The organism is Bradyrhizobium centrolobii (assembly GCF_001641635.1).
Classification (GTDB): domain Bacteria; phylum Pseudomonadota; class Alphaproteobacteria; order Rhizobiales; family Xanthobacteraceae; genus Bradyrhizobium; species Bradyrhizobium centrolobii.
In genome coordinates this window covers 51,535-64,248 of sequence record NZ_LUUB01000002.1, presented here as the reverse complement: position 1 = coordinate 64,248, position 12,714 = coordinate 51,535, and the positions used below count along the sequence as shown (strand labels likewise).

Genomic DNA, 12,714 nt, shown 5'->3' with positions numbered 1-12,714 from the left:
GCGGCGTCGGTCCTGGCGATGGGCGGCCATTACATCGGCGCAACCAGCTTTGCTGCAATCCGTACAAAGCGATCGGCCCGACGATTACGGGCCCTTCCGGCGCAGGCGCCGTTGCGCAATCTGGTCGCCGAACTCAATCGGTACCGCCCGGCTCTGCTCATCGGATACGCCAGCGTCATGGCACTATTGGCCGCCGAGCAGGATGCCGGTCGCCTACATATTCAGCCGGTGCTGGTTCTTCCGACTTCGGAAGGGCTTTCGCAGGACGGATACGACCGGATCGCAAGGGCATTCCACGCCAAGGTCCGGACCGTTTACGTCGCGACTGAATGCCTGTTCATGGCCATCGGCTGTGAACACGGTTGGTATCATGTCAACAGCGATTGGGTGATTCTCGAACCCGTCGACGCGAGCTATCGGCCGGTTCCGCCCGGCGAGGAGTCGCATACGGTCCTCGTGAGCAACCTCGCCAATCGCGTGCAGCCGATCCTCCGCTACGATCTAGGCGACCGCATCCTGCAACGACCTGATCCTTGTCCTTGCGGCAACCCACTTCCGGCGATCCGCGTACGGGGCCGAGCTGCCGACATCCTCACGTTTCCAACCGAACGCGGAGAGGAAGTCGCAGTGCCATCGCTCGCGCTTGAGATCGATCATGTACCCGGTGTGGAGTTGTTTCAGATAGTGCAGACTGCGCCAACACAATTGCGCGTTCGCCTACATCCCGCAGCCGACGCTGACCCAAGCCGGGTTTGGCGGGCGGTGCATTCCGAACTGACCAAGCTGTTGAATGAGTATGGGCTTGGTCACGTGTCTGTTGAGTTGGCCGCCGAACCGCCAGTTCCATCTTCCGCCGGAAAGTGCCGCACCGTAATCCCACTGGTTCTGAGCGCTTGAAGACTCATGAGAGCTTAGGGCAGATCGCGCTGCTGCTAAACGGCTACACCCGTATCTTTCCATTGAACCCGAAGCGGTGAACGCGCGCAGGATATGATCTCATCAGATCATCCGGTGAGCGGCTGGCGATGCCCCGCGCGCGCATTCTGTGGCCTACGTCGTCCGCCATTCGCGGAGCAGCGGCGTTCACGCCGGTCTCTTGAAAGACACTTCTTGTCGGTGCCGCGCTCACGATCTTGAGCACATCATCCGCCAACGGCCGCGGCAACGCCTTCGCCTCATCCCAGGGCGCTGCACGGGGCAACCTCATCTGAACGCGTTCCTAGCTCGCAGTAAGGCGATAGTTCGGAAGTTTTTATCCCGGCCAGGCTGTGGTGCACTGACGTAACGCGGAGTTAAATGTCGGCACCCTTGTTTAGGTCACCGCGCTCCTCTGCGCCCTGCAATTCCCTCTGCGCTTGGTGCCAGAACTCGTCTTCGCGTCCTTCGGGTTTGCCCGCCTGCTCCCACAGTTCGAACGCGCGTTTCCGTATCTGCTCTTCTATTGGGCGAGCCATGATGAATTCTCGCAGAGCGCAGATCCCCGCCTTGGCGAGGCACAGACGGGCGGGGCCGTCGGGCCAATTTTACTTGTGGCCCAAAGAGCCAATTCGGGCTGAGGAGAGTTGTTCCTTGCTTTCAGCTATGCCGCTGCCCGATCTTCCTTGTCCTCGCCGCGCATCACAATCTTGAGCACCTCATCCGGCAACGGTCGTTGCAGCGCCTTCGCCTCATCCCACGGCGCGCTGTCGTCAGGATCACCGGCATCGCTTTGGGATGGGTTGGCTCAACCACCGCGTTGGCTTCGGTCGTCAGCATAGCCCAGCAACGAGACCGCCTCGATCTTGCGAAGGGCAGTTCATGGCGCAAAGCGGACTAAACTCGATTGGCCTCGATCTTCTTGGCTGTAGTTAGCTCAAACTCGCCCATGATGGACTGGAGCGAGAGTTCAAGTTTTTCAATGCATTAGAAGGCCGCGTGTGCACCGGGAGATCAAGAAAAATCCTGCGACGGCCAGCGTGAGTAGGCGTTCTGAAATAGGGCAGGGGCGTTTTAGGTTGGCCTGTGCTTGCCGCGATTCAGACCTCTACTCTGATCGGGGGCGTGCGGGCAGAGCGGGCGAGGGCGTGCTTGCTGAAAAATCGGTCTTCTCTTGACCTCGCTGGCGACAGGCGATGCGCGAATTGCTGACCCGCCCCCAGACAGTCGTTGATGAGCCTGCGATCTATCGCTGGCTCAGCTCTGCACCAATCGCTTGCGCCTCCCGGGCGAGTATTTTTACAAGTCCCTTTTCGCGATCGGGCGTCATACGGGAGGCGATGGCGGCGATGCTTATGGCTGCAACCGGCCGACCGCTTGCCGTGGCTACCGCAACGCCGACCGCGCGTACTCCCGCTACTCTCACGACATCCATCGCCACGTGCCCGACGCGGCGAGCCTGCGCCATCGTATCGCGTAATCGCGCCAAAGACATATCCTCGTACTCGGCTAGGCGCCGGACGCCTGACGTATCCTGATCTCGCGAACGCCGGGGCCAACCGACGGCATGGGTTTCCAGTCGGAAGGATTTTCGCCGATCTGAACCTGAAACAATTGATATCCAGCTTCGCGTCGCGCGTCGTTCGGAAAGACTTCGACATCGGATCGGGCGCTCGAACAAGCCCTTGAAATCGCAAGAAATGCGACCGCCCTCCGAGCGCACCAAATCAACTTTAGGCTTTGAAATCTCAAGAAAATTTCGAATTTTTGGCACGGAACGTATCCGTTCCGTGCTGTCTGTGCGCACTTCCGAATTCGCCCTGCTGTGAGGTCATTTCGGAATCAAACGCCAAAGACTGCGCTCGCGCTGATGCCCCGTTAGAGAGCAGTTGTGATCTGCCTGTTTGCAGCGTCGCCGATTACCATTCTGTTCGTTGCCGACCAGCCTTTTTGAAACTCGCGCGCTGTCTGCTCTCTTTGCTGGGACGGCACTCGGATGACCGGAATTGCCTTGGGGTCATTCCAGTCCACCGCCTGAAGGCATTTGTCAAAGAGCTGATTTCCCGATAGCCCAGCAGCCACGCAATTTCGGAAACCGGCAACGCGCGATCGCTGAGATAGCGTTTGGCGAGAGCGGCCCTCAGTTCGTCCAGCATATCTGCGAAGGTAACCCCCTCATCACGAAGCTTCCGCGACAGCGTTCGAGAACTCATCCCAAGCTGGCGCGCGATTTCCGGCGCGCTGGCTCTGCCGTGTGGAAGTAGCTGCGGCACGAGTCGCTCCACGTTCGAACGCATACTGGCGCGCTCTTTCGGCCGGGAAGCAAGCGCTTCTTCCGCATATCGTCGCAGCAACTTGTTCAGATAGCTGTCGCGTCCTACAATCGGAAGTGAAGCGACTGACGCCGAAAAAACGATCTCGTCGGCATCGGCGCCGAATTCAACATCAACGCCGAAAAAGGTTTTGAATTCCGCCGGCGGATCAGCGCGAAAATGCCTGACTTTCAATTTGTGCGGCTCAAGTCGGTGGTCGGTCACCTGTCGACAGAGGCGCACCAGCGTAACCAGCCAAAACTCCAAGTGATGCCGGTCCGACCATCGGTCAACGTTTATGTAGTCGAGACCGATCGTTGCCGCTCGATCCAGGCTGAAATGCAAGCGGACCCCTTCATTATTAATCCGGCTGTAGCGCTCGCAGTTTTGCAGAGCGTCCGCAAGTTGCGCTGAGGATGCCATCACATAGTAGACCAGACCAATTTCGCGCAGGTCGAAGCCGCAGGCCAAGTGAAACCCGAGAAAGTCATCCCGAAGTTCTTCCGCTGCCGATTCCAGGACTTTGATCTGGGTGCGCACCTCAAGGCGCGTGGTCGGATTGTCCAACTCTTGTGCGGTCAGCCCGGCCCGCAACACAACAGGCCGCAGGTCTTTTCCTAACTTGCGTAGTTGGGTGCACGCGAGACGAGCAATCCCTCCGGTGGCGCTCGGTATGGTACGGAAACTTCTGGGCCTGGCTGAGCGCATGTTTGCCAATGGTCCACATCTGGCTTACGGCGCCAATGGCCAAAATCATTGGCTCGCAATCACAAGATTTTCTCTTTTGCTGCGTCCTAATACCGCCCTTGTTTCTTCCAAGGCGGTCCGCGTCCCATTGATTTGGGTCAAGGCGACGGGGAGCCAGAATGGCGTGTGATGACTGCTGATCAGGAGGTGGCCGTCTTGTATGCCTTGGAGACTGAGCCTGTAACAGGCATGGTTGACGTGGTGATGCCTAAGCCTCTGTTGCAACCACTGGGGCAGCCCCGCACCGCCGGATTTGCTGAGGCCGCGGCGCGCGAATTCGCCCGCTCAGGATTCGCGGGCGTGCCTGCAAGTCCCGATGTTGGATGCACGCGCGCTTGCATCGACGACCTCGCGCAGCGGGACGCGTAGCACAATGCCGTCGGTCAAAGAGTGGCTGGCTTCGCACGGACTGTCCGAGTATGCGGACCGCTTTGCCGAACACCGTATCGAATTTTCGATCCTCCCCGACCTCACGGACAAGGATCTCAAGGAGGAGCTTGGCATCGTGCCTGTTGGAGATCGTCGGAAATTGCTCCGGGCGATTGCCGACCTTGCCGGAGCCGCCTCCACCAAGCCAAAGCTTGCGCCTGGGTCGGAACCGAGCCCGCGCGACGAAGCCGAGCGCCGCCAAGTCACGGTGATGTTCGCCGATCTCGTCGGTTCTACGGCGCTCTCCACCGGCATGGACCCGGAGGACTTGCGAGAGGTGATCTCGGCCTACCAGAAATGCGTCGCCGATACCGTGCACCACTTCGGCGGGTTCGTCGCCCGATGTGTGGGGGATGGTGTCCTCGTGTACTTTGGTTATCCGCACGCCCATGAGGACGACGCCGAGCGAGCCGTGCGGGCTGGGCTTGATCTGGTTACGGTCGTTGCTGGGTTGAGGACGCCTGCGCGTCAGCAGGTCCGGGTCGGCATTGCGACCGGAGTGGTCGTTGTCGGGCACCTGATCCCATCGGGTGAGTCGGAGGAGCGGGGCATGGTAGGCGAGACGCCGAATCTTGCGGCGCGCCTGCAAAGCATCGCCGAACCGAACACGGTCGTCATCGCCGAAAGCACGCGAAGGCTTCTTGGCAGTTTCTTCCAGTTCGATGACCTCGGGATGAGGAGCCTCAAGGGTATCGCCGGACCGGTGCGGGCGTGGGCGGTGCTGCGGGCAAGTTCCGTGGCAAGCCGCTTCGAGGCCCTGCATGCGACCGGCTTGACCGCCCTTGTCGGGCGCGAACAAGAAATTGAATTCCTGCGACGGTGCCATTTCAGGGCAGCGGACGGTGAAGGCCAAGTCGTCCTGCTTTCCGGCGAGGCCGGTATTGGGAAATCACGGCTCACGAGCGCGTTCGTGGGACTTCTTGTTGGCGAGCCCCACATACGCTTGCGCTACTCCTGTTCCCCACAACACGTTGACAGCGCGCTTTACCCGATCATCGACCAGATCGAACGTGCGGCCGGACTGGCGCGCGAGGACACGCCGCGCGCGAAACTCGACAAACTCGATGCGTTGCTCCAACAGACCTCGACATCTGCGCAGGACGCCGCGCTCTTTGCCGCGATGCTGTCGCTGCCGAACGACCGCCGCTATCCTGAGGCCGAGCTTACTCCGCAGCAGCGCCGGCAAAGAACGCTGCAAGCAATTGTGCTCCAGATCGAGGCTCTGGCCCGCTCCTGTCCGGTGCTGATGGTCTTCGAGGATGCGCATTGGTCCGACCCCACCAGCCTGGAACTGCTGGGGCGGGTGGTAGACCGGATTCGAACACTAGCCGTGTTGCTGATCGTAACCTTCCGGCCGGAATTCGAGCCGGGCTGGGTAGGTAAGCCGCACGTGACCTCCCTCAGTCTCAATCGGCTGGCGCGCCGCGAGGTCGGCGCCATCATCGACCACATCGTTGAAAACAAGCCGATGCCGGCGGACATACGGCAGGATATCATCGAGCGTACGGACGGCATTCCCCTGTTCGTGGAAGAGATGACGAAGGCGGTGTTGGAGGCAGAGAGCGAAAGCGAAGCACGGCGGGCCGCCGCCTTGGTTCCTTCGCCGGCGCTGGCGGTGCCCGCAAGCCTGCACGCATCCTTGATGGCGCGCCTCGACCGGCTCGGCCCCGCTAAGGAGTTGGCGCAAATCGGGGCGGCGATCGGACGCGAGTTCTCTCATCCCCTGCTGGCGGCAGTCGTGCGCAAGCCGGAGGCGGAACTGCAAGCGGCGCTTGACCGTCTCATTTCGGCTGGTTTGCTACTCCAGCGCGGTGGCGCGCCGTACCCGACCTACTGTTTCAAGCATGTGCTGGTACGGGACGCGGCTTACAGCACGCTGCTGCGCGAGCCGAGACGTGCGCTTCATGCCAGGATCGCAGAGACCCTCGAAAGTCATTTCGCCGATATCTCCGAGAACCAGCCCGAGCTGATTGCGCGTCATTACCGCGAGGCGGACGATGTCGCAAAGGCGGTCGCCTATTTGTCCGCCGCCGGAGACCGCGCGCTGTCGCACTCCGCGCTGAAGGAGGCGTACGAGCATATCACCCAGGCTTTGCAGCTGATTTCCGCATTGCCCGACGATGACATCCGACGGCGCGAGGAGCTGAAGCTGCAGACTGCGCTCGCCCGAACGCTGCAAGAACAGAAGGGCTACGGGGACCAGCAGGTAGGTGAGGCCTACGCCAAGGCGCGCGAGTTCTCGAAACGCGTGGGCGATGCGGCGATGCATCTCGCGGCGCTCTATGGGCTGTGGGCGTATAACTACCTCAGTGGCCAACCCGCCGCGATGCTTGAGCAGGCCAACGAATTCCTGGCGCTTGCCCAGCGCGAAGACGAAGCGGGCCCGATCATGGTCGGGTATCGCCTGGTCGGAACGTCGCGTCTGATCAACGGGTACATCGCAGACGCAAGCGACGCACTGCATCAGGCGCTTGTGCGCTACGATCCCGACGAGCACGGCGCCGCCTCGCCGGTCGGGCGGAGCCTGCGCGCGCGCTTCGGCCATGACGTGGGCGTGACGATGTACTCCTATCGATCATGGGCGCTGTGGCTGTCCGGCCAGCCTGCGGATGCAGAGAAGGCTGCTGAAAGTGAGCTGAAACGAGGTCACGCATTGGAACACGACGATCAGTCGAGGCTCTATGCACTGTGGCATGCCGGGATGACCTACGTGCTGCTGGGCAATGTGGACAAGGTGGCAGAGATCGGAGGTAAGCTGACGGAGTTCGCCAATGATCGCCAGCTTCCGTATTGGCAGGCACTCGGTGACTTTTTGTGTGGCTGGTGCGCCGCGCGCGCAGGCCGAGCGGCAGATGCGGTCGGGCTGCTGCAAGAGGGGCTGCGGCTTTGGGCGCAAACGGGCTCACGGATATTCCGTCCGATTTGCCTGGCGTTCCTCGCCGATGCCTATGCGGCCGACGACAAGCCGGACCTAGCCCATCGCACGTTCGAGGAGGCGCTTCGGATTGCGCGCGAAACCGGTGAGCGATGGGCTGAACCTGAAATCCATCGGCTGTTCGGTGATCTCCTTACCCGCGGCGGACCAAGTGCCGAGGGCGTCGCCAATTACGAGCAGGCGATCGCCGTCGCCCGCGAGCAGGGGTCGCGATCGTTCGAACTGCGCGCGACAACAAGCCTAGCTCGTGTCTTGTCCGAGCAGGGAGGGCACGCGGAGGCACATGACCGCCTGCTGAACATCTATCGGTTCTTTGACTCAGGGTGTGATGCGGCGGACTTGGCCGACGCGAAAGCCCTGCTCGATGAACTGTCATCCGCACCGCAGCCGCGTGGACAATAGCGGGCAGACGCGGAGCCTAGCCGTCGGCCACATCCGCCGTTCGCCGCGCGTTGTGGCACCGGCTTTGCTTACGCTATTGGACATTTCGCGCTCCTTGCGGAATCAGGAAATGCATTGTCGCAAGCGTTAGATTGCGAGCTTTTTCCATTTGTAACCAATTACGTTGAGGCCGAAACACGTTTGCAACAAAGCGGTTGTAAGTCTCGGAGTGATGCCGCGGTCGATAAGCGAGCGTCACCTGCAAGCTTTTTTCTGCGGTCTCATGGCAAGAGGGCTCTGACGATTTGCGCGAGGGAGAAATTACAATGCATTTCGAATATGAATTTGCAGTCGTTGGCAACCTCAAGGCACCGTTGGACATTGGAGCGGGACCATTTGGCGTCCGAAGGTACTACGAGGTCGCCGGGGGAAGCATTGAGGGCAAGAGGATTAAGGGCAAAGTGCTGACCGGCGGAGGAGACTGGCTACTTGTCGGAGGGGACGGATTTGCGCGGCTCGACGTTCGCGTTCAGTTTCTGACCGAGGATGGTGCTGCGATCTACGCCTACTATCCTGGCCTACTCGAATTGAACCAGAAAGTCGGTCAAGCTTTGGCCAGCGGCGGGCAGACGGATTACGGCGATCAATATTTTCGGGTCACGCCACGCTTCGAGACTGGCGACCAGCGTTATGCATGGCTGAATCAAACACTATTTGCAGCGGAGGGGCGGGTTGGTGCCGGAATGGTCGAATATAGAGTTTACCGTTTTTGAGACCCTCTGTGTCGGTGCGCGTTGCCGTTTGTTATCGCGATTCCTGTCCCCGCATTGTTACCCGCAGCGAATGCCGTTCCGCTAATCTGCATGTTTGATCGCGTGTCCAAGCGTTGCTCTCGTCGCCAAGGAAAACTGTTGTTTGGCCACGAGAGGGCAGTGGGGTAAGCCCAGAGATACATCACGTCGAACGTGCCCTATTGTTGTTTTGGCTGGATTTCTGTGACCGCCGTGCGCGGCGTCCTTTGTTCGGGACCACCGTCCGCTTGCCCGCCGCCCACGGTCACCGGAGGGAAAATGCTGTCGTAGATCGCGCGCGCCTCGCGGATCAGGCGCTCGCGCTCGAGCTCTGATTTCGGCACGAATTGAATGATGTTGGTCATGCGCGCTCTCCGCTAGGTCGCTTCATCCGCGCGCCGCCAGATCGGGAACGGGTCTGCGAGCTTCGCCCATTCCGCGACATTCATGGCGGGTTTTCCCGGGACGAGGCATGCATCCAGGCGGGCGCGGATCGAAGCCTCATCCATGCCGGTGCCGATGAACACGATTTCCTGGCGGCGATCGCCATAGATATCGTTCCAGCTCGCGCGCAGCCGCTTCCGCCATGACGGATCGTCCGGCCATCGCTCCGCCGGCACGCTCGCCCACCACAAACCGAGGGCCTGGGTGCGCGTGATTGAGCCCGCCTGGCTGATCTCGCCGAGCCATTGCGGGCAGTCGCCAGCCAGAAATGTCCCTTGGCGCGAATGACGCCGGGCCAGGACTTCTTGATGAACTTGTCGAACCTGGCCGGATCGAACGGCCGGCGCGCGCGATAGACGAAATTCGTCACGCCATATTCTTCGGTTTCCGGCACATGATCCGCAAAGCCGTAAAGCTCCTTGTACCAGAGCGGATGCTGCTGGGCCTTTTCGAAGTCGAAGCGGCCGGTGTCGAGAATGCGATCGAAATCGACGCGGCTGTGGTTGGCTTCGATCAGATCCGCTTCCGGGTTGAGCGCGCGCACGATCTTTCGCGCCGCCTCTCGCTGCTCCGGCGAGGCGTCGTCGACCTTGTTGAGGACAATCACATCGGCGAACTCGATCTGCTCGACGATCAGGTCGACCAGCGTGCGGTGGTCGTTCTCCAGCGCTTCGCCGCGTTGCTCCAGAAAATCGGTCGACGAGTAGTCCTTGAGCAGATTCACTGCGTCGACCACGGTGACCATGGTGTCGAGGCGTGCCACGTCGGACAGGCTATGGCCATCTTCAGAGCGGAAATCGAAGGTCGCTGCGACCGGCAGCGGCTCGGAGATGCCGGTGGATTCGATCAGCAGGTATTCGAAGCGGCCATTCTCGGCGAGGGCACGCACCTCCTTCAACAGATCGTCGCGCAGCGTGCAGCAGATGCAGCCGTTGGTCATTTCGACGAGCTTCTCATCAGTCCGGGACAGGTTCGCGCCGCCATCGCGGACGAGATCCGCATCGATATTCACCTCGCTCATGTCGTTGACGATCACCGCCACCTTCAGGCCGTGCCGGTTGTTCAGGACGTGGTTCAGCAAAGTGGTCTTTCCAGCCCCGAGGAAGCCGGACAAGACGGTGACGGGGAGTTTTGGCATGAAGATCGAAGAGCCTTTTCAAGGGGATAGGGTGGCGACGCGGGGGATTGGGCACGTGGACCGAGATGTAATGTTATAACATTACATTCTTTGCGGGGCCCATCTGTCAAGGCGCTTTGCGTCCCACTTAGAGTTTGGTCGAAATTTCAGATGGTTGACGTCGGCTCCCGACGCGTTGGTCAGGAGCTGACGACATGCCGGAGTTTGCAGGGGGAGCTCGCCGGGGGTGGCGGCGCGCTTAGCCGTATTCCTCGCCGATGCCGTATTCCCGGTAGATCTCCAGCGGATCGAGGTCGGGGAACAGGCGGCACTTGGCCTGGGCGAGGTGCAGGCTCACCGTGGCCGGCTCCTTGCCATTCGAAAGCATTTTCCGGATGTCTTCCATATGCGCGCGCGGCTGGTGCTTGGGGGCGAGCTGCTCCAGCGCGACCAGCGCGGTCGCGAGCGCCTCGGTGAGGACCCATTCGTCGTGGCCCGTGATTCCCTTCTTCGGCATCGGCAGACCCCACGTGCGGTGGCGGCGGCAGTCTATCGTGGCTTGCGGCGAATCTCCATTGAGCCGTTGCGTGCCCGCAGCGCAAAACGCCGGCCCGCGATCACTTGCATTATGACGCGCGTGGCCAAAAGGCGCACGGCTCGCGTGCGTCGCCCGTTTGGTTCCGACAAGGGGTACTTGCGGGCAGGCAATCTTATCCTTCCTGCAACAAAGTTGGCGTAAAGCAGCGGGGCAACATTCAGGCCGGGCGTTCCGGCTTGCGACCGCAATCCCGCAATCCGCAATCTTCCCGTTTGCGCCGTCTCAAGGCCGGAGCCACATGGTCTTTCTCAGCTTCGTCTACCGCTTCGTCACCAACTTCGCGTTCCTGGCAGTGGTCTATTTCAGCCTGAACTTCATGGAGAAGTATCCGAACCGGGCGATCCTGGCGATCCTGGTGCTGGTCTATACCGCCATGCGGGCGGCCTCGACGCTGCGCGCCTTCTACTTCTTCCAGAAGATCGAGAAGCTGGAGGCCGAGACCAAGCGCCTGCAAGCGCCGATCAATGACGGCTCGGGCGGAACGACGGCGCGCAAGCAGATCGTGGCTGACGTTGCGCGGCTGCGCCGCGATGGCGAGCTGAAGTCCTATATGGACCTGTTCTTCCTGGCGCTGATCGTGCTGCTCTGCGTCGCCAACATCGTTCGGCAGTAGGTCTACTGCGGCCGCTTCTTCAGACTGGCGAGGCGCGTCGGATGCGGCGCGGCGCCCTTGGCGGCTTGCGGCGCGCGCTTCGTGGCGGGCGCGGCATGCGCGGTCTGACGCTTGTACGATGCTGTGGCGGTCTTGCCCTTGTGGCCCCCGATGGCCTCGGCCGCAGCCATCCGCGTTGCAGCGCGCCGGGACAGCGTCGTCGACAGCAAGACTTCGAGCGAACCTTCCGGGATTGCGAACAGATCGCGGCCGGGCACGGGCAGGGTGGCGGCGACACTCGCCTGCGCCTTGGTCCGGCCCGGCAATAGCGGCTGGTGCCCAGCCTGCGCGTTGAGATCGGCGAGGTTTGGTGCCGGCAGTGTTTGGGTCTGCGTGTAAACGAAGTTCGGAACGCCCGGCCAGCGCGCGATCGGCGTCGTCTCGGTCGGTGGATGCAGCAGCCATTCCACCGGCTCGGTCGGCGTTGCCGGCCGGTCGGCGGTCGCCGGCACCACATGCACTATGCGATAGCCGCGCGCCTTCAGGTCGCGGATGATCTTGGGCAGCGCCGCGACGGTGCGGGCCTGGATATCGTGCAGGAGCAGGATGCCCTTGCCCTTGGCCTCCAGCCGCTGGATCGCAAGCTGATAGACGCGATCGGGCGACACGTGCCGCCAGTCGTCGGCCGGGAAATCGGCGCTCCAGACCTGGATGCCGCGGGAGATGAGATAGTTCTCGACGCCCTCGGCGCGCAGCAGGCCGGGAATGCGGAAGAACGGCGCGAGCACGGTCGGATCGGTCATCGCGGCCGAGGTCCACTCGATGCCGCCATTGATCTCGGCCTCGGCCTTCTCGATCGGCATTTTCTCGAAAGTCAGCGGATGGTTCATGCTGTGGGTGCCGACGGTGTGCCCGGCTGCCACCAGCTTGCGGACGCCGTCGGGATTTGCCTTGGCCTGGCTGCCGATGGTGAAGAACGTTGCCTTGATGCATTCATCGGCCAGGATCTGGAGCACCTGGTTCGAGTATTTCGGCACCGGACCGTCGTCGAAGGTCAGGACAACCTCGTGATCCTTCAGGGGCAGCGTCTCGCGATACTGCATGGTGCCGATGCGCGGATGCTCGCGCGGATCGACGACGAGGGTGCGGGAGGTGCCGAGCGCGTCCGGATGGCCGGGGCAGTCGGCCGCGAAGGCCGCCGGCGATGCGCAGGTCAGCACGCCGAAGAACAGGACGATCCACGATCGCGTCCGAAACGCAACGCTACTGCCGATCATCAATCCCGTCTGTCCTCATATCCGTTGGCGGCCAAATTCCTGAGCGCCATGTCCAACGTTGGTCGGAGACGGCCCGAAAGGGTTCAGGCGCGGGTCCCCTGTCATCATTGCATGGCCTAGCATGAACAGGGACTTAATAAGCCCGGCATCACCCCATTTTGCGCCGGCGTGACATT

At 61.5% G+C, this 12,714-nt stretch carries 10 protein-coding genes and 3 pseudogenes; 4 read left to right on the top strand and 9 right to left on the bottom strand.

Annotated elements, in window-relative coordinates; translation table 11 throughout:
• Positions 1 to 897 (top strand): annotated as a pseudogene (locus AYJ54_RS50455) (phenylacetate--CoA ligase family protein); the annotation flags it as partial.
• Positions 898 to 1,292: 395 nt separating this feature from the next.
• On the opposite strand, the gene AYJ54_RS46425 reads toward AYJ54_RS50455, so the two are convergent.
• From AYJ54_RS46425 to AYJ54_RS00335, 5 genes and pseudogenes are all read right to left on the bottom strand, one after another.
• Positions 1,293 to 1,454, bottom strand: a complete 162-nt coding sequence (locus AYJ54_RS46425) for a DUF2934 domain-containing protein (protein ID WP_082905377.1) — start codon at positions 1,452 to 1,454, stop codon at positions 1,293 to 1,295.
• Positions 1,455 to 1,579: 125 nt separating this feature from the next.
• Positions 1,580 to 1,761: pseudogene (locus AYJ54_RS51785) on the bottom strand (SOS response-associated peptidase); the annotation flags it as partial.
• 400 nt (positions 1,762 to 2,161) lie between these two features.
• Positions 2,162 to 2,410, bottom strand: coding sequence for an IclR family transcriptional regulator domain-containing protein (locus AYJ54_RS51780; RefSeq protein ID WP_082905376.1), 249 nt, complete (start codon positions 2,408 to 2,410; stop codon positions 2,162 to 2,164).
• Positions 2,411 to 2,424: 14 nt separating this feature from the next.
• Positions 2,425 to 2,529, bottom strand: coding sequence for a hypothetical protein (locus tag AYJ54_RS53810; RefSeq protein WP_430641377.1), 105 nt, complete (start codon positions 2,527 to 2,529; stop codon positions 2,425 to 2,427).
• 305 nt (positions 2,530 to 2,834) lie between these two features.
• The gene (locus AYJ54_RS00335) at positions 2,835 to 3,935 is read right to left on the bottom strand and encodes an AraC family transcriptional regulator (protein ID WP_063695914.1); all 1,101 of its coding nucleotides are present in this window, start codon (positions 3,933 to 3,935) and stop codon (positions 2,835 to 2,837) included.
• A gap of 412 nt (positions 3,936 to 4,347) precedes the next feature.
• Between AYJ54_RS00335 and AYJ54_RS00325 the strand changes: the two genes are divergently transcribed.
• Together AYJ54_RS00325 and AYJ54_RS00320 are read left to right on the top strand one after the other, a co-directional pair.
• Positions 4,348 to 7,740 carry an AAA family ATPase gene (locus AYJ54_RS00325; RefSeq protein WP_063695912.1) on the top strand — a complete coding sequence of 1,131 codons (3,393 nt, stop codon included), beginning with the start codon at positions 4,348 to 4,350 and terminating at the stop codon, positions 7,738 to 7,740.
• A 305-nt stretch (positions 7,741 to 8,045) separates the two neighbouring features.
• The gene (locus tag AYJ54_RS00320; protein WP_063695911.1) at positions 8,046 to 8,492 is read left to right on the top strand and encodes a DUF3237 domain-containing protein; all 447 of its coding nucleotides are present in this window, start codon (positions 8,046 to 8,048) and stop codon (positions 8,490 to 8,492) included.
• A 197-nt stretch (positions 8,493 to 8,689) separates the two neighbouring features.
• On the opposite strand, the gene AYJ54_RS00315 is transcribed toward AYJ54_RS00320, so the two are convergent.
• From AYJ54_RS00315 to AYJ54_RS51035, 3 genes and pseudogenes are all read right to left on the bottom strand, one after another.
• Positions 8,690 to 8,875, bottom strand: coding sequence for a hypothetical protein (locus AYJ54_RS00315; RefSeq protein ID WP_063695910.1), 186 nt, complete (start codon positions 8,873 to 8,875; stop codon positions 8,690 to 8,692).
• A gap of 12 nt (positions 8,876 to 8,887) precedes the next feature.
• A pseudogene (zigA, locus tag AYJ54_RS00310) lies at positions 8,888 to 10,092 on the bottom strand (zinc metallochaperone GTPase ZigA).
• Positions 10,093 to 10,330: 238 nt separating this feature from the next.
• A complete protein-coding gene (locus tag AYJ54_RS51035) occupies positions 10,331 to 10,588 on the bottom strand; it encodes a hypothetical protein (RefSeq protein ID WP_063695909.1) in 258 nt (85 codons plus the stop codon).
• 319 nt (positions 10,589 to 10,907) lie between these two features.
• Here AYJ54_RS51035 and AYJ54_RS00300 point away from each other — a divergent pair, with 319 nt between their 5' ends.
• Complete coding sequence (locus AYJ54_RS00300; RefSeq protein ID WP_063695908.1) at positions 10,908 to 11,282, top strand: hypothetical protein; 375 nt, start codon at positions 10,908 to 10,910, stop codon at positions 11,280 to 11,282.
• 2 nt (positions 11,283 to 11,284) lie between these two features.
• Here AYJ54_RS00300 and AYJ54_RS00295 read toward each other — a convergent pair whose 3' ends face one another.
• Positions 11,285 to 12,538: a polysaccharide deacetylase family protein gene (locus tag AYJ54_RS00295; RefSeq protein ID WP_063695907.1), complete on the bottom strand. Its 1,254-nt coding sequence runs from the start codon at positions 12,536 to 12,538 to the stop codon at positions 11,285 to 11,287.
• Positions 12,539 to 12,714: the final 176 nt, after the last annotated feature.

Bases quoted from the DNA above. Each gene is read 5' to 3' on its own strand.
- AYJ54_RS00300 (WP_063695908.1), top strand. From the start codon at position 10,908: ATGGTCTTTCTCAGCTTCGTCTACCGCTTCGTCACCAACTTCGCGTTC.
- AYJ54_RS46425 (WP_082905377.1), bottom strand. From the start codon at position 1,454: ATGGCTCGCCCAATAGAAGAGCAGATACGGAAACGCGCGTTCGAACTG.
- AYJ54_RS51035 (WP_063695909.1), bottom strand. From the start codon at position 10,588: ATGCCGAAGAAGGGAATCACGGGCCACGACGAATGGGTCCTCACCGAG.
- AYJ54_RS51780 (WP_082905376.1), bottom strand. From the start codon at position 2,410: ATGTCTTTGGCGCGATTACGCGATACGATGGCGCAGGCTCGCCGCGTC.
- AYJ54_RS00315 (WP_063695910.1), bottom strand. From the start codon at position 8,875: ATGACCAACATCATTCAATTCGTGCCGAAATCAGAGCTCGAGCGCGAG.
- AYJ54_RS00325 (WP_063695912.1), top strand. From the start codon at position 4,348: ATGCCGTCGGTCAAAGAGTGGCTGGCTTCGCACGGACTGTCCGAGTAT.
- AYJ54_RS00320 (WP_063695911.1), top strand. From the start codon at position 8,046: ATGCATTTCGAATATGAATTTGCAGTCGTTGGCAACCTCAAGGCACCG.
- AYJ54_RS00335 (WP_063695914.1), bottom strand. From the start codon at position 3,935: ATGCGCTCAGCCAGGCCCAGAAGTTTCCGTACCATACCGAGCGCCACC.
- AYJ54_RS00295 (WP_063695907.1), bottom strand. From the start codon at position 12,538: ATGATCGGCAGTAGCGTTGCGTTTCGGACGCGATCGTGGATCGTCCTG.